General features: G+C 62.3%; 13 protein-coding genes, 2 tRNA genes and 1 riboswitch. Of the genes, 10 read left to right on the top strand and 5 right to left on the bottom strand.

Features of this window, described 5'->3' with window-relative positions; genetic code table 11:
- Positions 1–31: 31 nt before the first annotated feature.
- Positions 32–784 (bottom strand): 30S ribosomal protein S2, encoded by a 753-nt coding sequence (rpsB, locus tag KI609_RS08785; RefSeq protein ID WP_226449156.1) that lies wholly within the window; start codon positions 782–784, stop codon positions 32–34.
- Between the two features lie 261 nt (positions 785–1,045).
- Here rpsB and KI609_RS08780 point away from each other — a divergent pair, with 261 nt between their 5' ends.
- From KI609_RS08780 to KI609_RS08770, 3 genes are all read left to right on the top strand, one after another.
- The gene (locus tag KI609_RS08780; protein WP_226449154.1) at positions 1,046–2,404 is read left to right on the top strand and encodes an amidase; all 1,359 of its coding nucleotides are present in this window, start codon (positions 1,046–1,048) and stop codon (positions 2,402–2,404) included.
- Between the two features lie 49 nt (positions 2,405–2,453).
- Positions 2,454–3,686 carry an FAD-dependent oxidoreductase gene (locus KI609_RS08775; RefSeq protein ID WP_226449152.1) on the top strand — a complete coding sequence of 411 codons (1,233 nt, stop codon included), beginning with the start codon at positions 2,454–2,456 and terminating at the stop codon, positions 3,684–3,686.
- Between the two features lie 160 nt (positions 3,687–3,846).
- Positions 3,847–5,487 (top strand): NAD(P)H-hydrate dehydratase, encoded by a 1,641-nt coding sequence (locus tag KI609_RS08770; protein WP_226449150.1) that lies wholly within the window; start codon positions 3,847–3,849, stop codon positions 5,485–5,487.
- A 256-nt stretch (positions 5,488–5,743) separates the two neighbouring features.
- Here KI609_RS08770 and rnr read toward each other — a convergent pair whose 3' ends face one another.
- On the bottom strand, positions 5,744–8,083 hold the full coding sequence (gene rnr / locus KI609_RS08765; protein WP_226449148.1) for a ribonuclease R: 2,340 nt from the start codon (positions 8,081–8,083) through the stop codon (positions 5,744–5,746).
- A gap of 19 nt (positions 8,084–8,102) precedes the next feature.
- Between rnr and KI609_RS08760 the strand changes: the two genes are divergently transcribed.
- Together KI609_RS08760 and KI609_RS08755 are read left to right on the top strand one after the other, a co-directional pair.
- A tRNA-Leu gene (locus KI609_RS08760) sits at positions 8,103–8,187 on the top strand.
- A gap of 164 nt (positions 8,188–8,351) precedes the next feature.
- Positions 8,352–8,436, top strand: a tRNA-Leu gene (locus KI609_RS08755).
- A 340-nt stretch (positions 8,437–8,776) separates the two neighbouring features.
- Here the strand turns inward: KI609_RS08755 and KI609_RS08750 are convergent.
- Positions 8,777–11,551, bottom strand: a complete 2,775-nt coding sequence (locus KI609_RS08750; protein WP_226449146.1) for a DUF349 domain-containing protein — start codon at positions 11,549–11,551, stop codon at positions 8,777–8,779.
- 950 nt (positions 11,552–12,501) lie between these two features.
- On the opposite strand from KI609_RS08750, the gene KI609_RS08745 reads away from it, so the two are divergent.
- From KI609_RS08745 to nrdR, 3 genes are all read left to right on the top strand, one after another.
- Complete coding sequence (locus KI609_RS08745) at positions 12,502–13,341, top strand: lytic transglycosylase domain-containing protein (protein WP_226449144.1); 840 nt, start codon at positions 12,502–12,504, stop codon at positions 13,339–13,341.
- A gap of 72 nt (positions 13,342–13,413) precedes the next feature.
- A riboswitch (ZMP/ZTP riboswitch) is annotated at positions 13,414–13,568 on the top strand.
- Positions 13,569–13,605: 37 nt separating this feature from the next.
- Positions 13,606–14,850, top strand: a complete 1,245-nt coding sequence (glyA, locus tag KI609_RS08740) for a serine hydroxymethyltransferase (protein WP_226449142.1) — start codon at positions 13,606–13,608, stop codon at positions 14,848–14,850.
- Between the two features lie 18 nt (positions 14,851–14,868).
- Positions 14,869–15,318, top strand: coding sequence for a transcriptional regulator NrdR (gene nrdR / locus KI609_RS08735; protein ID WP_226449139.1), 450 nt, complete (start codon positions 14,869–14,871; stop codon positions 15,316–15,318).
- 201 nt (positions 15,319–15,519) lie between these two features.
- On the opposite strand, the gene aroC is transcribed toward nrdR, so the two are convergent.
- Entirely contained in the window at positions 15,520–16,617 is a 1,098-nt protein-coding gene (gene aroC, locus KI609_RS08730; protein ID WP_226449137.1) for a chorismate synthase, read from the bottom strand.
- Positions 16,618–16,883: 266 nt separating this feature from the next.
- Here aroC and KI609_RS08725 point away from each other — a divergent pair, with 266 nt between their 5' ends.
- Positions 16,884–19,052, top strand: a complete 2,169-nt coding sequence (locus KI609_RS08725; RefSeq protein ID WP_226449135.1) for an EAL domain-containing protein — start codon at positions 16,884–16,886, stop codon at positions 19,050–19,052.
- A gap of 100 nt (positions 19,053–19,152) precedes the next feature.
- On the opposite strand, the gene KI609_RS08720 is transcribed toward KI609_RS08725, so the two are convergent.
- Complete coding sequence (locus tag KI609_RS08720; RefSeq protein WP_226449134.1) at positions 19,153–19,602, bottom strand: CBS domain-containing protein; 450 nt, start codon at positions 19,600–19,602, stop codon at positions 19,153–19,155.
- A gap of 154 nt (positions 19,603–19,756) precedes the next feature.
- On the opposite strand from KI609_RS08720, the gene KI609_RS08715 reads away from it, so the two are divergent.
- Positions 19,757–21,067, top strand: coding sequence for an O-acetylhomoserine aminocarboxypropyltransferase (locus KI609_RS08715; RefSeq protein WP_226449130.1), 1,311 nt, complete (start codon positions 19,757–19,759; stop codon positions 21,065–21,067).

The raw sequence follows: 21,067 nt of genomic DNA, 5'->3' as shown, positions 1-21,067 counted from the left end.
TTTATTCGCGACGAATCGCGCAGCCGGGCGATCAGGCAGCGGCTTCTTGCACTTCCACGAATTCGTCCGTACCTTCAGACGTCGCAGCCTTGACCACTTCATTGACGGCGCTGGCACGGCCTTCGATGATCGCGTCAGCGATGCCACGGGCGTACAGCGTCACAGCCTTGGCCGAGTCGTCGTTACCAGGGATCACGTAGTCGATGCCTTCAGGCGAGTGGTTGGTATCCACCACACCGATCAACGGAATGCCCAGCTTCTTGGCTTCGGCCACGGCGATCTTGTGGAAGCCCACGTCGATGATGAAGATGGCGTCAGGCAATGCAGCCATGTCCTGGATGCCGCCGATGTCCTTTTCGAGCTTCGCGATTTCGCGGGAGAACGTGAGTTGCTCCTTCTTGCTCAGGCTGTCGAGACCGGCTTCTTGCTGGGCCTTCATGTCCTTCAGGCGCTTGATAGAGGTCTTGACGGTCTTGAAGTTGGTCAGCATGCCACCCAACCAGCGCTGATCAACGAAGGGCACGTTTGCGCGCAGGGCTTCGGTGGACAGGATTTCGCGGGCTTGGCGCTTCGTGCCGACCATCAGGATGGTGCCGCGGTTGGCCGCCAGTTGCTTGGCGAACTTTTGGGCTTCCTGGAACAGTGGCAGCGATTTTTCCAGGTTGATGATGTGAATCTTGTTGCGATGGCCGAAGATGTAGGGGGCCATCTTGGGGTTCCAGAAGCGGGTTTGGTGACCGAAGTGGACACCGGCTTCCAGCATTTCGCGCATGGTAACGGACATAAAAATACTCCAAAGGTTGGGTCTAAAATCCAGCCCCAATACTTGCGCCGCCGTGGTTTTCACGAAAGGCACAACACCTTGACAGGGCTGGTTTGCGATTTGTCTTGCTGCAGCTGCCACACCACATATGCAGCGCCAGAGCCCTCAACCCGATAGCGATATAGCCACGCAGCTCAAAAGCCACATCACTTCGGATGACACTTGCGCCCTGCACGCATTGCGTTACAGCACCCAGCAAAACCCAAAGATTCTAGCACACCCATGTTTTCTGACCTGATTGCCACCCGCGAGCGTCTGCGGACTGAAGCGACCACCCCGGCGGCCGAAATGGAGCGTTGCATCGGCATTGCGCAGGCGCCGTCGAACACCCACAGTTTTGTACGCACGCTGTTTGACACCGCGCGCACCACATCGGTGCAACCCGGTATGACCGCCCAGCCACTGGCGGGGCTGGCGGTGTCGGTCAAGGACCTGTTTGACATCGCAGGCCAACCCACTCCCGCAGGCTCGACCGTGCTCGAGAATGCTCCCGCTGCACGCGCTGACAGCACCGCCGTGGCTCGTTTACGTGCGGCAGGGGGCGCCATCATCGGGCGTACCAACATGGTGGAATTCGCATTCTCCGGTGTGGGCGTGAACCCCCATTTCGGCACGCCGGCAGCATGGGATGCGCGCTCGGGCGCCCTTGTCGGTGCGCCCCGGGTTCCAGGGGGATCGTCATCAGGCGCCGCCGTGTCGGTGGCGACCGGGGCGGCGTTCATCGGTCTAGGGTCTGATACCGGTGGGTCGATCCGCATTCCGGCGGCGCTCAACGGGATCGTGGGATTCAAGAGCACCACCCGCCTCGTTTCCACATCGGGGACCGTACCGCTGTCCACCACGCTCGACACCGCCTGCGCCATGACACGCACGGTGCGCGATGCCATCGTGGCGCATCAGATCCTGGCCGCCCGGCGCGTCACGCGCAGTCTGGCGCCGCTGTCTCAATACCGCCTTGCGATCCCATCCACCGTTTTTCTTGACGGGATGGACGCCACGGTGGCCCGCGCTTTCGAGCGCAGCGTGTCCCTGTTGCGCACTGCGGGCGCCACCATTGACACCATCGACATGCCCGCTGTACAGGAACAACCGTCCTATGGCTTTGCGGCGCCCGAGGCTTACGCCTGGCACCGTGAGCTGCTGCAGCAAGCAGCCAACCGCTACGACCCCCGGGTGCGCGCACGCATCGAAAAAGGGGCCACGGTCATGGCCTGGGAATACCTTGATCTTATGGATGCCCGCCAGCATTGGATCGCACGCATGCACGCCAGCATGCAGGGCTATGACGCCCTGCTGTCGCCCACCGCCCCCATCGTGGCACCACTGCTGGCCGACGTGGCGCCCGCCGACGGCAGTGATCATGCGCAGGATGCTGCGCGCGACGCCGAGTTCTTTCGCGTTAACAACCTGCTGCTGCGCAACACCAGCGTCGTCAACCTGCTCGATGGCTGCGCATTGTCACTGCCCTGCCACGAACCAGGGGAACTCCCGGTGGGCATGATGATCTGGCACGGTGCACTGAGGGACGACACGGTTCTCAACATCAGCCTGCAAATCGAACAAATACTACAAAAACAATAGCTGCCAGCGCTTGATAATCAAGCGCCACAGGCCAAAAACACACCAACCCATGAAGATTGCCATCGTGGGCGCCGGCATTGTCGGCGTCACCACTGCCTATGAGCTGGCCAGCGATGGCCATGAGGTCACCGTTTTCGAACAGCGCGGCGCCGCCGCTGAAGAAGCCAGCTTTGCAACCGCCGGCTTGCTCGCCCCCCTGGCACTGAACCCGTGGGCCATCCCCGGTTTCGGCCAGGCACTGCGCATCATGGGCCCGCACCCCACACTCCGGGTGGCCGGTGGCCTGAGCCGGGCCAACCTGACCTGGCTCAGGCGCTGGCGCCATGTGGCGCGCAACCAAAGCGCCCCGGCGGCCGTCCTTGAACGCCTGGCGCAATACAGCCTGACCCGCATCCACACCATCGCTACCCGCCATGAACTGGATTTCGAAGCCAGCAGCGGGCGGCTGGTGTTGCTGCGCAGCGAGCAAGAACGTGCCGCGCTGCAGCCGGCCTTGCAGGTGCTGCGCGATGCAGGCGTACCGCTGCACGAAATCGATGCCGATGCGGCGCGCGTGATCGAACCCGGCCTGTCGCCCGAAGCGCCCTTGGCAGGCGCGATCCACCTGCCCGATGCGGGCGCAGGCAACTGCCGCCTGTTTGCACAGCTTCTGCGCCAAGGCACACAAGGCTCGGGCGTGCACTATGCGTTCAACACCCGTGTCGATCGCATCAGCAGCAACCCCACCGGGCTTGTGGTGCAAGGCGAGTCCGAACTGCGCCGCTATGACGCGGTGGTGCTGTGCGCCGGGATGGCCTGCGCGGCATTGCTGCCCGCTGTAGGCCTGCGACTGCCGATGACAGCCGTGCATGGCTACTCCGTCAGCGCACCGGTGCGCGAATCCACCCATGCCCCCTGCACCAGCGTGGTGGATATCGCCCAGCAGATCAGCATCACCCGCCTGGGGCAACGCGTGCGCATCGCTGGCGGTGCAGAGTGGGCCGGGCCAGACGCCGAACACCACACGCCCACGCTGCAGCGCCTGTACCGCACGCTCAACGACTGGTTCCCTGGCGGCGCGCAGCTGTCATCGGGGCTGCAGATCTGGCGAGGAGCGCGCACCATGCTGCCCGACGGCGCCCCCCTGCTGGGTGCCACTGGCTTGGCCGGCCTGTGGCTCAATACCGGCCACGGCGCCAGCGGCTGGGGCCTGGCTTGCGCCAGCGCGCGGGCGGTGGCGGACCTGATCGCGCAGCGCGAACCCGAAGTGAACCTTGACGGGCTGGGGATGCGCAGGTTCTGAACGGCTCGGCACCTGCGCGGTCTGATCGCGGTCTCGGCGCAAAATGACGGCCCTCCTGGCGCACGCAGGCAAAGCCAGAGGGGTTTGTCGCCTTTTGCCGAATCAGCAGCCCCTGGCGCGCTGCTGCACGCACCGAACTACGGATCGACCGGACCGCACCATGCAACCCACCCTGAACCGCATCACGCACCACCAGCCCCACGCGCTGTTCAACACTGCCGCCACCCGGCACATCGAGCAGATGGCGGCGGCCGCGCTGCCACCCCACACCCTCATGCAGCGCGCCGGCCTCGCCGTGGCCCGGTTGGCACAGGCGCTGGCGCCCCACGCGCGCACGGTGTGGATTGCCTGCGGCCCCGGCAACAACGGCGGCGATGGCCTGGAAGCCGCCATGCACCTGCAGCGCAGCGGCCGGGAGGTGGTGGTGACCTGGCTGGGTCACCCCGACCGAGCCCCCGCAGATGCACTCGCCTCGTGGCGGCGCGCACAAGACGCGGGGGTGCATTGGGCCGACGCGCCGCCCGACCATCTCACAGCCGCAGACCTGTGTATCGACGCGCTGCTGGGCATCGGGGTCACGGCACATCCTGCCGGGCCAGTGCGTGCGCCAGAAAATCGGATGCAGCGCTGCCTGGACGCGCTCCACCACAGTCCCGCCCCCGTCCTGGCCGTGGACCTGCCCAGCGGGCTGGATGCGGACACGGGCCAGTTCGCCGAGGGTTTCGGACCAAGCCCCACGGCCCATGCGCCATCGCCATCGCCATCGCCCGACCATGCGCCCTGCCCCAGCACATCGCCGCGCTACACCCTGAGCTTGCTCACCCTCAAGCCCGGTTTGTTTACTGCCGTGGGGAGAGATGCAGCGGGACAGGTTTGGTTGGACGGCTTGGGGGTGGACACCCGCCCCACACCACCGTCTTGCCAACTGTCAGGCCCGGCGTTGGCCACACCACGCGCCCATGCCAGCCACAAGGGCAGCTACGGTGACGTCGCCGTGATCGGGGGCGAAGGCCTTGACGCACGCGGCATGGGCATGGGCGGCGCGGCCTTGCTGGCAGCGTCGGCAGCATTGCACAGTGGAGCGGGCCGGGTGCTGGTCGCGCTGCTCGACAACGGCCACCAACAACTGGACCCAGCCCAGCCCGAGTTGATGTTCCGCCATTTTGAAGCGCTGGCGCTGGAACAGCTCACCGTTGTCTGCGGCTGTGGCGGCGGCCAGGCCGTGGCCCGCGTGCTGGCCGAGGTCATCAGACGCGCAGCCCAACTGGTGCTGGATGCCGATGCACTCAACCTCGTCGCATCCGATCCAACGCTGCAAACACTGGTAAAAACACGCAGCGAGCGAGGCCAGCCCACGGTGCTCACTCCCCACCCCCTGGAGGCCGCTCGGCTGCTGGGGACGAGCACCACCGACATCCAGGCCCATCGCATAGAAGCCGCAGAACAACTGGCAGCGCGATTTCAGTGTGTGGCCATTCTCAAGGGATCGGGCTCTGTGATTGCGGCGCCCGGCCAGGCGCCAACGATCAACCCCACCGGCAACGCCCGGCTGGCCACCGCCGGCACGGGCGATGTACTGGCTGGCATGGTGGGCGCACGCTTGGCAGCCAAAGCGAGCGCGCTGCGCGCTGCCAGCGAAGCGGTGTACGCCCATGGCCTGGCGGCAGACTGCTGGCCCACGCAACACCCTGAGGCCCGTGAGCGCAATGCAAGGAGCGACGCCACTGATTGCATTGCCCTCACGGATTCCATCGTGCCAACACTGACTGCCAGCACATTGGCGCGGTGGGTTTCCCGCTGAAAGCCCTGGCACCAGGCATCACACACCAAGGGCCCATGGCAATGGGCCGCTGAACGCAACACACCACAAGCAGAACAAGCAACGCACGAGGCGCCACTTCGCCACGTCACAGCGGCGTTTGAAATAGTGCCGTATGAATAAAAATAGCCGCTAGCGCTTATGAATAAAGCGCTAGCAGTTACAAAATAAATAGCAATTCAAAAGCACGCCTGCGTGGCGCCTTCAGCGGTGCTTGTTTGCACGCTCTGCCCCCTCTTCAACCGCGCCGCGGTTTACGGCTCTTGCTTTTGCCCGTTTTGGCGCCAGCCGCTTTTTTGACAGAGGCCTTGAGTTCCTGAATAGGTGAACGTGCCGCACGCTCGCGGGTGAGCGACGCCATCTCGGTGCTGCCCTTCTCGGGTGTCTGCCCGCCCTTGCGTCTGCCGGCCGAGCGGCTGCCCGTTTTGTGCGCGGCAGTGCCGGAGCCTTCCGAGGGGCCTGCACCTTTGTCCTTGGCTGCACGGGCGAGCAACTCCTCGCCTTCGCGTACCAAACGGAAATCTATCTTGCGGCCATCCAGATCCACACGACTCACCTGCACGCGCACGCGAGAGCCAATGGCGTAGCGGATGCCGGTGCGTTCGCCGCGCAGTTCCTGGCGGGCTTCGTCGAACTTGAAGTACTCGCCACCCAGCTCCGTGATGTGCACCAGTCCTTCGACGTACATGGCGTCGAGCGTGACGAAGATGCCAAAGCTGGTCGTGGCGCTGACCACGCCGCTGTATTCCTCGCCCAGATGCTCGCGCATGTACTTACACTTGAGCCAGGCCTCCACATCACGGCTGGCCTCGTCGGCGCGGCGTTCGTTGGCACTGCAGTGCAGGCCGGCGGCCTCCCAGGCCAAGGTATCGCGGCTGGGCGGCACCACATCCTTGCGGGGCTTGGTGCCCGGGGCGGCAACGCGCGATGCAAGCCGCTTGGCGAGCTTGGCATGGGCCTCGCCCGGCATGGGCAAGGTCGGCAGCTTGTACCGGGTCTTGCTCAGGATCGCCTTGATGACGCGATGCACTAGCAGGTCGGGGTAACGGCGGATGGGACTGGTGAAATGCGTGTATGCGTCAAATGCCAAGCCAAAGTGGCCGCTGTTGACGGGCGTATAGATGGCCTGCTGCATGGAGCGCAGCAGCATGGTGTGGATCTGCTGGGCGTCGGGGCGGTCTTTGGTGGCCTCGGCAATCGCCTGGAACTCTGCGGGCTTGGGATCGTTGCCAATCGTCATGCCGACGGCCATGGCCTTGAGGTAGTTGCGCAGGATTTCCTGCTTTTCAGGCGTTGGGCCTTCGTGCACACGGAACAGGCCCGGCTGGCCACCCTGGTCAATGAAGTCGGCACTGCACACGTTGGCGGCGAGCATGGCTTCTTCGATGAGCTTGTGCGCCTCGTTGCGGGTGCGTGGCACGATTTTTTCGATGCGCCCGTTCTCATCGCAGATGATCTGTGTCTCGGTGGTTTCGAAGTCCACCGCACCACGCTGCTGGCGCGCGATGAGCAGCGCGCGGTACACGTCGTGCAGGTTCAGCAGGTCCTTGACCCGCTCCTTGCGCTTGCTGGCTTCGGGGCCACGCGTGTTGGCCAGAATGGCCGCCACCTCGGTGTATGTGAAGCGCGCGTGGCTGTACATCACCGCCGGGTAAAACTGGTACGCATGCACCTCGCCCTTGGCCGTGACCATCATGTCGCAGACCATGCACAGGCGCTCCACTTCGGGGTTGAGCGAGCACAGGCCGTTGCTGAGCTTTTCGGGCAGCATGGGGATCACGCGGCGCGGGAAATACACACTGGTCGCTCGGTCGTAAGCGTCAATATCGATGGCGCTGCCCGTTTCGACATAGTTGCTGACATCTGCAATCGCCACGAGCAAACGCCAGCCCTTGCCACGGCCCACCTTGGCCGGCTCGCAATACACGGCATCGTCAAAATCGCGTGCATCCTCGCCGTCGATGGTCACCAGGGGAATGTCTGTCAGGTCGACCCGGCGTTTTTTGTCCTGCGCACGCACCTTGTCAGGCAGCTCTTTGGCCTGGGCCAGACACTCTGCCGAGAACTCATGGGGCACGCTGTATTTGCGCACCGCAATCTCGATCTCCATGCCGGGATCATCGACCTCACCAAGCACCTCGGTAATACGCCCGACAGGCTGACCAAAAAGCGCGGGGGGCTCGGTCAATTCAACCACCACCACTTGCCCTGGCTTTGCGGCCCCGGTAGCGCCTTTGGGGATCAAAACATCCTGCCCGTAGCGCTTGTCTTCGGGCGCCACCAGCCACACGCCACTTTCTTGCAGCAGGCGCCCAATAATGGGCTGCGGTGGGCGCTCGATGATCTCCACCACGCGGCCCTCAGGGCGACCACGGCGGTCCTGGCGCACGATGCGCACCCTCACACGGTCCTTGTGCAGGACGGCGCGCATTTCGTTGGGGGGGATATAAATGTCGCCTTCGCCATCGTCGCGGATGACGAAACCGTGTCCATCACGGTGCCCCTGTACGCTGCCTTCAATCTCTTGGGACAAATGTGCAGCGGGCTGCACTCCGGGGGAGGTTTTTTTGATATACAATCTTAGACTTTCCTGAAATGCCCAGGTGGCGGAATTGGTAGACGCACTAGTTTCAGGTACTAGCGAGTAACATCGTGGAGGTTCGAGTCCTCTCCTGGGCACCAAGTTTAACGAGAACCTGTGAAGGTTTCAAAAAATGAGCCGCTGAATTTTCAGCGGCTTTTTTATTTCCCGTCACGCCTCTCGCACATTCCGACATTCTCAAACTTTTTCTGAGATTCGCCAGAAGTGCTGAATACTTCCTCTATAATTCGAGGCTGATCTGAAAGCCCAGATGGCGGAATTGGTAGACGCACTAGTTTCAGGTACTAGCGAGTAACATCGTGGAGGTTCGAGTCCTCTTCTGGGCACCAAACACATAAAAAGCCGTTGCATTTGCAACGGCTTTTTTGTTTCTGCTGGACGCTCATACACCGCAGAATTCATTCACAGCCATCCCCGCCCCTCCACCGACGAGCGAACGTGATGGCTTCCCTTGTCGGCACAACCTCCACCTACGCGGCCGCCACCAGCGCCGCGTCAGTCGCAACAACAGAAAGCGCCCCACTCCAGGTGCGCGTGCCATAAACGAGCACCAGAAACACCCACCAACAACAACGCCCCAGCGGCTATGCCCAAAGAGGCCAGCACACTGGGGCGTACCAACATTCTGGGCCGGAAAAGCCAGCCCAAAATGCTTGTCAACTGACTCGTTTACTTGCGCAGCAGATTCTTGAGCACGTTCTGCAGGCGGCGTGCGGTGGCCGCATCGCTGGGGCTGGCCAGCACGCGGGCAGCATCCTGACCCCAGGTCTGCTCAGGCGCAGGATCGTTGCGGCGAGTAAGCAGTTGCAATTGCAGCATACGGCGTGCAGAAATATGCTCTGCCGGCGTTGGAACATCTGCTGCCATCTCCAAGCGCAGCAGCGCTTCAGACGCATCACCCTTGGGCGCCGCCGACAGCGCTTGCGTCCATGACGTGCGCACAGCGGGTGTCACGCGGCCTCCCAGATCCTGCATGCTGGGCACCTGCTCGGCATCGCGTTTTTCCCAAGCGGTCAGCAGTTGCGTGAGAGCCTCGCCATGGGCCTGTGCCGCGAGTTTCTTGAGCGCCATCTGGGCGTGCTCCATCGCGTCGCGCTGCGCGCGAAAGGCCGTATCGCCCAACCGTGGGCCACGATCCTCGTAAGGCGGGCGATCACCAAAGCGGCCGCCGCGGTCACCACCATGATCGCCAGGGCGACCATCTCGCGGACCGCCACGGCCAGCATCACCACGGCCACCATCTCGGCGCTCACCAGGGCGCGCACCACGGCCAGGGGCCGCTGGTGCGTCTTTCTTCATGCCGGGACGATCGTCGCCACGCACGGCCACCACGGGACGGGCGGGCTTCGGAGGCGTCTCCATGGGGGCTGCAGCAGGCGCTTCAACATCCCCATCGGCAACACCATCCACCGCAGAGGCTTCGTTGTCTGTCGACGCCGCTTCGCCGCCACCGGCCGCTACAGCAGCCTTGTCGGACTGCGCCACCGAAGCGGCAGCGTTTTGCTCACTCTTGTGGGCTGAGGCAGCCGCCTCCGCCGCCTGGGCCTGGCCGCGCAGAGCAGCTTCCAAGGCTTGCACGGCCGCGCGGATTTGCTGCGCATCTCCGGTCGCGTTGGCAGCCTCAAGCGCCTTGGACGCCTCCAGCACAATGCGGTCGCGCGCGCTCAATTCGGTCACGGCCTTTTCACGGTCGGCCGACTTGCGATTGAAGGCTTCGTCGATTGGCTTGCGGAAGGCATCCCACAGTTTTTGTTCGTATTTGCGGTCCAACGGCACGGCCTGGGCCTCGGCCTGCCAACGTTGCTGCAGCGCCTTGACAGCGTCAATGCGCAACATAGGCGCGGCGCCCAATGCCACGGCCTCGTCGATCATGGCGTGGCGGCGCGCCAGGCTTTCTTTCTGCGCTGCCTCCAGCGGGGCGGCAGCCAGACCAATGGCCTGCTTCCACAACGGCTGCAATTCGGCAAAGAGCTTTTCACCCACATGACCGCTTTCACGCCAGCGGTCCCCAAACTGGTAAAGGGCGCGAAGAATGGCCTTCCAGTCTCCGGACGATGCATGCGTTTGCGCCCACGCCGTGACTTCCTCGATCAAGGCCAAACGCTGCGCCTTGTGCTCTGCGGCGTCGGCACGAATCTTGTCCAACCAGGCCTCGACCACCTTGTGGGCAGCGTTGCAAGCCTCGTCAAATTTCTTCCAAAGTGCGTGGTTCGCCGCTCCACCCTGGTCTGCCTGCTTCCATTGCTCGCGCAAATTGCGAAGGGTTTCCTGCATCTTGCGGCCACCAAGCGCCTGACCCTCGGGGCGATTAAGCAGTGCTTCCGCCTTGGCAACCAGGTCTTCGCGAACCTGATCTGCGCTCCAACGCTGCCAGCCTTCCAGCTCGCCAGCGGCCACCAGGGCCGTATGCACCTGCTGCTCCAAGGAGTTGTCGATATGTTTGCCATGCACCTTGAGCACAGCGCGCAAAGCCGTAGCTGCGCCTGCACTGGCCTTGCCATGCCCCTCGGCCGTCTCCTTTTCCAGGGTGGCCAGGGCGTCGCGCACAGCTTGCGCTGCCTTGTCTATGACTTCGGGAGCAACCTTCGGCTTTGCTGCACGGGGCAATTTGGCAGCGACTGCAGCCGCTTCGGTCGGCAAGCCGCGCGCAACGCGCAATTCATCAGCCCACACAGGCACTGGCGGGAGCGGCGCACTCACATCTTCTGCGGCGGCAGCGGCCTGGGCTACTGCAGGCTGGAATGCGTCCCAGACGACCAACAGCTGCGTGCGCGACGCATCAAGCAGTGGTGGAAACCGCGCCTCAACACTTGCCCAGCTGGCATCGCTGGTCAGCTCCTGCGCCTGCTCCTGCCAACGGGCAACATCTGCTCTCAACAGTTCGAGTGCCGAGTGCGCATCACGCCATGGTTTGGTGGAAAGCACTTCAATCCGTTGCGCGAGGAGCACAGCGGCTTCACGCTGCACCTGCACGCGGTGCTGCAGGTCTTCGATGACCTTCACACGGTCCGCAACCTGCACCTTCAGTAACGACAGGGGTTCACGCGACAAAGGTGCTCCCGCCTTGGCTGCATCACGCTGCCAAGCCAAAGCGTCGGCGATGTTGAGTTTGGGTGCAGCCAAAAGCGCCTGGGCCTTTTCAGCCCACTCGGCAGCAATATTTTCTTGGCCCTTGGCACGGCGAATTTCATCCAGGCGCTCGCGCACCGCACGGGCTGCACCCTTGTCACGGCCGCTCAACTCCTTGAAAACATCCTGCAATTGCTCGGGCACGGGCTGGGTAGCCAGCCATTCGCGAATGCGTGAGGCACGCTCGCCAGACGTTGCGGCAGAAAAAGCGCCACCAGTCAGTACATCCAGCGGATGCGGCTCATGCGTTTTGGCCGGAGCCGGATTCACTTCAGGTGCGTCGGACATTTTGTTGCGAGAAAAAAGTGGAAACATGGATCCAATGGATAACAAGGGTGGCCTCCACGCATTGCACGAAGACCCGCCATGGCAACACATGCTGTGAAGGCCAGGACGACAAAGAAACTATTTTCACCGGAGTGGGCAAAAAGACCGCAGCATGACGCCGCACCAAATTCCGCAAGGTGATCTGGCACAAGCCTTAGTCAGACGGACTGACATGCTGCCCCCCCCTTGCAAGGACGCACGCCGCTCAGGCGACTGCATGGCGAAAGCTCTGGGAGAACAGCCCCCATTATCTATATATAAGGCACCGCCCCCAAATACCAGGGGCCGGCACAAACAAGAAAGCCCAGCTGACAAGCGGTTGAGGCTTGCCTGCCGGGCTTGACGGCTGACACAACGGTCTTTGCCATCGGTCGCAATGCGGAGATAAAGGTCCACATAGCGAGGAGGCAAGGTATTGCCTCCAGGGGGTTGCCATGAAAGCGGCATCTGCTGCACCTTGGCACTGAGTGCCCTCGGAGGGAGATTTCGCTTTGTCTGGCGATGCCTGAAATAGACAGGCAACTGCACGATACCAAAGTGATCTCAAGTACTCAAATCGGATTGCCAATGGCCAGCCTCACACCGATTGAATTTGACAAGCGCCCGAGCCCAAGAGCTTGTCATTTCACGCAGCATGAGTCTAAAAATATGGATTTTACTGTATTTTTTTACATATTTTTTATAACCAATTGATCTAACAATCTGTTTTTTTAGTATTGACTAAGCATTTAGTGAACTTCTAGAATCCGCCAGCCCCAAAACACGGCTAGTAAAAACCCGAACCCGCTGCCGAACCCGGCTAAGTCAAACCAGGGAACCAAGCACTCCACAGACGTGTATCCCGGTTTTGATGGCGTACCAATCCAGGCGTATTGCCGGGAGGGCGCAGTCCCAGACGACTGCGCCACAGCCCTGCCCCGCCCCAGAAAGGAAGAGCTATGACAGCGTCAAGAGAAATAATCTCCGGCGTACGAACCTTTGTGTCTGACGTGACCGAGGGTTTCCTTGAAATCACCCACAACAGCTTTGCCCTCATCGGTTTGGCCGTTGCTTTTGTTGTGATTGCGCTGACTGCGCGTCCAGACCTGCGCCAAGTGGGTGAAGAGCAACTCATGGGTTGGCTGCAGGCCCGTCAGACGCAAATGGTGGGCATGCCTATCGAACCCGAAGCAAGCGAGCGCGCGACGGCAGCCAACCCCAAAGACCTGCCCAAAGAGCAGGCGGCGGTCGCCTTCTGGCTGAGCAAGAAATACCGCGTGGCACCAGAACCTCTCAGTGCATTGGTCGCAGAGGCCTATGAAATCGGCACGCGGGCCAAAATCGACCCCACGCTTATCCTGGCCATCATGGCTGTCGAATCAAGCTTCAATCCGTTCGCTCAAAGCGCGGTCGGGGCCCAAGGACTCATGCAGGTCATGACCCGCGTGCACACCGACAAGTACGAAAACTTTGGAGGGCATTTCGCCGCCTTCGATCCGGTGAGCAATCTGCGTGTGGGCGTCAAGGTTTTGCAGGAGTGCATCGCACGCGCTGGCTCTCTTGAAGGTGGTTTGCGGTACTACGTCGGTGCCGCCAACCTTGCCGACGATGGCGGGTATGCCGCGAAGGTCATGGCTGAACACTTCCGGCTGCGTCAGGTAGCAGGCGGGCGGGCAATGCCAACAACCCCTCCCCCCACCCTCTCGACCCAAGCGCCAGCTCAGATTATTCCGGTGACGGCACCGCCCGCAAACCCACCTGTGGCAGCAGACAAGGTGGCCCTGCTTTCGGGCCTTTGAATATTCTTGGTGTAGGCACCGTAGCCCCGCACTGGCGGCCCCATCGGCCTCAGCAACATCGTCGGCTACACTAACGGGGTACGCAACTGGCGATAGGCGCGACCCCTGGCCCCAGGAAGTCGCCGCTGACGTGGAAACCAGCAAGAACCTGCTTCTTGTGAACCACTGGGGAGCGTGCCGCAAAGGCTCAAGGCTTGCGCGTTCAGCCGTTCGCCTGGGCAGCCCTTGTTTCAAGGGACACAAGTTCATAGGACTGCCAATATCATGTACGACCGCAATATTCTTGTCGAACAAACCGACCCCGAACTCTTTGCCGCCATCCAGGCTGAAAACGCCCGGCAAGAGCACCACATTGAGCTGATCGCCAGCGAGAACTACGCCTCCCCCGCCGTCATGTGGGCGCAGGGCACACAGTTGACCAACAAGTACGCCGAAGGCTATCCAGGCAAGCGCTACTACGGCGGCTGCGAACATGTGGACGTGGCCGAGCAACTGGCCATCAACCGGGTCAAACAAATCTTCGGTGCAGAAGCCGCCAACGTGCAACCCCATTGCGGCGCATCGGCTAACGAGGCCGTGTTCCTGGCCTTCCTCAAGCCCGGCGACACCATCATGGGCATGAGCCTGGCCGAAGGTGGCCACCTGACGCACGGCATGCCGCTGAACATGTCGGGCAAGTGGTTCAACGTGGTCTCCTACGGCCTGGATGCCAACGAAGCCATCGACTACGAAGCGATGGAAAAGAAGGCCCACGAAACCAAGCCCAAGCTCATCATCGCTGGAGCCTCGGCGTACAGCCTGCACATCGACTTTGCACGTTTTGCCAAGGTGGCCAAGGACGTGGGCGCGATCTTCATGGTGGACATGGCCCACTACGCGGGCCTGATCGCTGCGGGCGTGTACCCCAACCCCGTGCCCCACGCCGACGTAGTCACCTCCACCACGCACAAGAGCCTGCGCGGCCCGCGCGGCGGCATCATCCTGATGAAGGCCCAGCACGAGAAGGCCATCAACAGCGCCATCTTCCCCGGCCTGCAAGGCGGCCCGCTGATGCACGTGATCGCAGCCAAGGCTGTGGCTTTCAAGGAAGCACTGCAACCCGAGTTCAAGGCCTACCAGGAACAGGTGGCCAAGAACGCCAAGGTGGTGGCAGAGACGCTGACTGCACGCGGCCTGCGCATCGTGAGCGGCGGCACCCAAAGCCACGTGATGCTGGTGGACCTGCGCGCCAAGGGCATCACCGGCAAGGAAGCCGAGGCCGTGCTGGGCGCCGCCCACATGACCATCAACAAGAACGCGATCCCCAACGACCCTGAAAAGCCGATGGTGACCAGCGGCGTGCGCATTGGCACCCCCGCCATGACCACGCGCGGCTTCAAGGAAGAAGAAGCCCGCATGACGGCCCACCTGATCGCCGACGTGCTGGACAACCCCCGCGACGAAGCCAACATCGCAGCAGTGCGAGCCAAGGTCAACGCGCTGACCGCACGTTTCCCTGTCTACGGTTAAGCCCGGCGCATTGCTCCCATGAAGTGCCCCTTCTGCAGCCACCTCGAAACGCAAGTCGTTGAAACCCGGGTGTCTGAGGATGGGGTGTTCATCCGCCGCCGCCGCCAGTGCGGCGCGTGTGATAAACGCTTTACCACCTACGAACGCCCGGAAGTGAACTTCCCGGCCATCGTGAAGAAGGATGGCCGCCGCATCGACTATGAGCGCGGCAAGCTGCTGGCCTCTTTCAATCTGGCGCTGCGCAAGCGCCCGGTCAGCACCGACCAGATCGACAGCGCCATAGAACGCATCGAAGAAAAGCTGCTCAACCTAGGACAGCGTGAAGTGATCTCCAGCCGCATTGGCGAGCTGGTGATGCGCGAACTCAAGAAACTCGACAAAGTCGCGTACATCCGCTTTGCCAGCGTCTACCGCAGCTTTGAGGACATTGACGATTTTCGCGCCATGGTCGACGAAGTGCGCAAATAAACAGACATGCGGTGCAGGTGCCATGTAGGCAACGATTACGAGGTTTTTTGCCTTTTTGCGCCCGTAGCTATTACCTGAGCAGCTACATATTCAATAGCACATCATGATTGGGAGCGGGCCTTGCATACACAAGCCTCGTTCAACACCGAAACCGCCGGCCGCTCGCCAGACTCGTGCCACCCGTCTGCAGGGTTGCGAAAACTACAGAAAAGAAGCCTGAATAGGCGGCACCGTGGCTACCACATCACCGCACTGCGCACGGTGACGCAAGGCATGGTCCATGACAACGAGTGCCAGCAATGCCTCGGCAATAGGTGCAGCGCGGATGCCGACACAAGGGTCATGGCGCCCCTTGGTGATGACTTCGGTACTTTGGCCGTGCACATCAATGGACTCACGCGGGCTGATGATGGAACTGGTGGGTTTGATGGCAATACTTACTTCAAGGTCCTGCCCAGTGCTGATACCTCCCAGAACGCCACCAGCGTTGTTGGTACGAAAGCCTTGGGGCGTCATCGAATCGCCGTGCATCGTGCCGCGGTGGCCTACGCTGGCAAAACCCGCACCAATCTCCACCCCTTTGACGGCATTGAGCCCCATCATGGCGTGGGCAATGTCCGCATCAAGCTTGTCATACAGTGGCTCGCCCAGCCCCACAGGCACCCCTGTGGCCTGCACACGAATGCGTGCGCCGCACGAGTCGCCTGCCTTGCGAAGCGCATCCATATAGTCCTCGTACTGCGCCACATCGGCCACGGGCGCAAAAAAGGGGTTGCTGTGCACGTGGTCCCAGCTCTCAAAAGGAATAGCGAGCTCGCCCAACTGCGTCATGCAGGCGCGCAACTGCACTCCGTATTGCGCAGCCAGCCATTTTTTGGCCACGGCCCCGGCGGCGACCGTAGGCGCGGTAAGGCGAGCGGAAGACCGCCCCCCGCCCCGAGGGTCACGGATGCCGTATTTGTGCCAGTACGTGTAGTCGGCGTGGCCCGGACGAAAACTCTCGGCAATGTTGCTGTAGTCCTTGCTGCGCTGATCCGTGTTGCGGATCAGCAGGGCAATGGGGGTGCCGGTGGTTTTACCTTCATATACGCCAGAGAGGATCTCTACCGCATCGGGTTCATTGCGCTGCGTGACGTGGCGGCTGGTACCGGGGCGGCGGCGATCAAGATCTGCCTGAATGTCAGCTTCAGCAAGCGGCATGCCCGGCGGGCAACCGTCGATCACACAGCCAATGGCTGGGCCGTGGGATTCACCAAAGTTGGTGACTGCGAATAGTGTTCCGAAGGTGTTGCCGCTCATGGTGCTGGATTATCCCAGAGCTACGCGGGCATGGTCCGGCCAAGTGCGTAGCAATGCAGTACACCCACCTGCACTCGCCCCCCGGGCGCAAGGGGCCGGCAACCACCGGCAGCTGCAGTGCAAAAAAACATCCCTTGGCAAAAGGAGCTTGGCAGCGGCATGGCTGCTTGCTAGGATGACACACGACCTTTGGGACACCCATGCCCGTCTCCGCAATGCCCCCTTCCGGCTCCTCGTTGTCATGCCTGCCGCATCCACCCTTCACCTTGGCTGACGCCCCACTTCGCAAGGCGCTTGATGCAAGCGATAACGCCATCGCGATAAGCGATAGCGCCCGGCGTGTGGTGTATGTCAATGACGGCTTCACACGACTTTTCGGCTATGCGTCGGACGAGGTCCTGGGGAAATTACTCAGCGACGTGCTGCTCGGGCCCTACTCCGACCCGGGTTTGCTCGAGAACATTCGAGAGCACATCAAGACCGACGGCCGATTTCACTTCGATACGTTGCTCTACAGCAAGACCGGGCAACCGCTCTGGGTTTCGATGGTGGTCAACGGGTCAGACGATGCATCCGGCGGCCCGGGCGGCAGCATCACCATTTTGACGGACATCACACTCACCAAGATGCACGAGGTGCTTCAGACGCGGGTGCTCGAAGGCATGGTCAATGAGCTGCCGCTGCCCGACCTTATGGAGCTTGTCTGCCGTGAAGTCGAACGCATTGCGCCCGAAGTCACCGCGTCCATTTTGGCGGTCGATGGACAAGGCCGGCTACGCCCTTTGGCTGCGCCCAGCTTGCCACCATCCATTGCGCGGGCCATTGATGGCATAGCCATCGGCCCCTGCGCGGGCTCATGCGGCACGGCGGCGTTTCGCAATGCACCGGTGGTGGTCACCGACATCGCCACCGACCCCTTGTGGGCCGACTACCGAACGCTGGTCAGCCCCACTGGCTTACGGGCGTGCTGGTCCAGCCCGATCCGCGATCACAACGGCAAGCCGATCGGCACCTTCGCGTTCTACTACCGCGAGTCTCGCGCGCCAGACGCCCTGCACGAGCGCTTGGTAGATGTGTGCCTGCACCTGTGTGCGCTGGCCATCGAGCGGGAAGCTACCCATCAGCGCATCCACCAACTGGCATTTTTTGACGCACTCACCGGCCTGCCCAATCGCTCGATGTTCCACACCAGCGCAGAGCTGGCGCTTTCAGACCTGCAGCAAAGCGCCCGCCCCGCAGCTCTGTTGTTTGTCAACCTGGACCGATTCAAGCAAATCAACGACACCCAGGGGCATGGCGCGGGCGACACGGTGTTGTGCGAGGTGGCCAAGCGCCTCACCCAATGCCTGCGGGCACGCGATCTGATTGGCCGGCTGTCGGGCGATGAGTTCGTACTGTTGCTGTCCGAATGTCCGACCCGCCAGGCCGTGCAAACAGCCCAACGCATGCTGGACGCTATTGCGCAGCCCATGGACATCAAAGGGCAGACCAACGTGCCGCAGGCCTGCATCGGGATCGCCATTTACCCTGACGATGGCGACACCGTCGACACCTTGTTGCGGCATGCCGATCAGGCCATGGCACAGGCCAAAAGCAATCACCGCCACACACTGCAACTCTTCAGTGCCGAGATGAACCGCCGCGCCCAGGAGCGCGCGGCCCTTGAGCGTGCCTTGCAGCAAGCCCTGGCCGAACGCAGCCTCACCTTGCACTACCAGCCTCAGGTGCTCAGCAACTCAACGCGCACCCTGCATGGTGTCGAGGCCCTGGCACGCTGGCAACATCCCGAATGGGGCAAGGTGGCCCCGGGCCAATTCATTCCCGTGGCAGAAGAAACCGGTTTGATCCATGCGCTGACACTTTGGCTGCTGGACGAAGCCTGCAGGCAACTGGCCGCGTGGCGGGCCACTGGCTACAACGTGCCTAGCGTGGCAGTGAACCTCTCGGGCTACAGCTTTCACCGCCCAGAGTTTGCGCAAGAGATCCATGACGCACTGGAGCGCCACGGCCTGCGTCCCATTGACATCCTCCTGGAGATCACCGAAAGCGTCATGATGGATGCCAGCGCCGTAACGCTGGCCAACATCGACGCCCTGCATCGCAATGGGTTCCGCTTGTCACTGGATGACTTTGGCACTGGCTACTCGAGCCTGAGCTATCTGCACCGCCTGCCTATCGCTGAACTCAAGCTCGACAAGGCGTTTGTGCAAGACCTGACGACCAGCCCCGCCGCACGCGCGCTCACTGTGTCGGTGCTGAGCATTGCACACAGCCTGGACATGGTGGTCGTGGCCGAAGGTGTGGAAACTGCCGAACAGCAGCAATGGCTTCAAGCCCATGGATGCCCCGTGCTGCAAGGCTATCTGTTCGGCAAGCCCCTCGCGGCGGACGAGCTGGAGGCATGGCTTTGTGCGCAGGCCCCGCTTCGAGACTGAACGAAACCAGCGCTACCTCTCAGCACCAACACACGCCACCGCGCATGTACTGAGCCATCGCCGTGGCGATACCGCCACGACCTTGCGGCGTGTACACGGATCAGTCGCGAGATTCGTCCTCGGGCCAGTCGCGGATATAGGCCTTGAGCATCTTGTTCTCGAAATTCTGGCTGTCCACCACGGCCTTGGCCACGTCGTAGAAACTGATCACGCCCATCAGCATCCGGCGGTCCATCACAGGCATATAGCGTGCGTGGCGATCGAGCATCATGCGGCGCACTTCGTCCATATCGGTTTCGAGTGTGCAGGTCAGCGGCGCATCATCCATGGCCGAACGTACCAGCGTTGTGCCCACGCTGCCCGCGCCTTTCACCATGGCCTGGATCACCTCGCGAAAAGTGAGCATGCCCACCAGATCGCCATGCTCCATCACCACCAGCGAACCGATGTCCCGCTCTGCCATTACGTTGACGGCATCCGCCAGCGGCTCATCCGGCGAGGCGGTATAGAGGGTATTGCCTTTGACGCGAAGGATGTCGCTGACTTTCATGGTGCGGAGTCTCCGGGGAATCGGGAAGAATATGTGTGGACCCACAGGCACAAGCACATGCGCTTGCGCTTGGGTTGCCGAGGTGCTGCAGGCTGTTTGTCGGCAAATATAGCCCACAATGCCCGCCTGCATAGACAACATGGGAGACACAGAGATGCCCGGTTACTCCGACCCCGGCTTTGACACGCTGGCCCTGCACGCAGGCGCCAGCCCCGACCCCGCCACCGGCGCACGCGCCACGCCCATCCACCTGACCACGTCGTTCGTCTTCGAATCGAGCGACCACGCAGCCTCCCTCTTCAACCTGGAGCGCGGCGGCCATGTGTATAGCCGCATCAGCAACCCGACCAACGCGGTGCTGGAGCAGCGCGTGGCGGCACTGGAAGACGGCGTCGGCGCCATCACCACAGCTAGCGGCCAGGCCGCGCTGCACCTGGCCATCGCCACGCTGATGGGCGCGGGCAGCCACATTGTGGCCAGCACGGCCCTGTATGGCGGCTCGCAGAACCTGCTGCACTACACGCTCTCGCGCTTTGGCATCGAGACCACGTTCGTCCAACCCGGCGACATCGACGGCTGGCGCGCCGCCGTGCGGCCCGACACCAAGCTGTTCTTTGGCGAAACCGTGGGCAACCCGGGCCTGGATGTGCTGGACATCCCCACCGTGAGCGCGATTGCGCACGAGGCCGGCGTGCCGCTGCTGGTGGACTCCACCCTCACCTCGCCCTGGCTCATCAAGCCGTTTGAACATGGCGCGGATCTGGTCTACCACTCGGCCACCAAGTTCCTCTCGGGCCACGGCACGGTGGTGGGCGGCATCGTGGTGGACGGTGGCAGCTTTGACTGGGACGGTCCAAAGTCGGCCGGCAAATTTGCCGAGCTGACGCAGCCCTACGACGGCTTTCACAACATGGTGTTCACCGAAGAGAGCACCGTGGGCGCCTTTTTGCTGCGCGCCCGCCGCGAGGGCCTGCGCGACTTTGGCGCCTGCATGAGCCCGCACACGGCCTGGCTCATCCTGCAGGGCATCGAGACCCTGCCGCTGCGCATGGCACAGCACATGCGCAACACCGAGAAGGTGGTCGAATTCTTGGCCGCGCAGCCCTTTGTGTCGCGTGTGGGCCACCCCATGCTCGCATCGCACCCCAGCCACGCACTCGCGCAAAATCTGCTGCCGCGCGGCGCTGGCTCGGTGTTCAGCTTTGACCTCAAGGGCAACCGCGAACAGGGCAAGAAGTTCATCGAAACCCTCAAGGTCTTCAGCCACCTGGCCAACGTGGGCGACTGCCGCAGCCTGGTGATCCACCCGGCCAGCACCACCCACTTCCGCATGAGCGACGAAGCGCTGGCGGGCGCAGGCATCAGCCAGGGCACGATCCGCCTGTCCATTGGTCTGGAAGATGCCGACGACCTGATCGACGACCTCAAGCGCGCCCTCAAGGCAGCCGAGAAAGCGGGGGCCTGA

The organism is Acidovorax radicis (assembly GCF_020510705.1).
Taxonomy (GTDB): Bacteria; Pseudomonadota; Gammaproteobacteria; order Burkholderiales; family Burkholderiaceae_C; genus Acidovorax; species Acidovorax radicis_A.
This window is presented reverse-complemented; position numbering and strand designations above follow the sequence as displayed.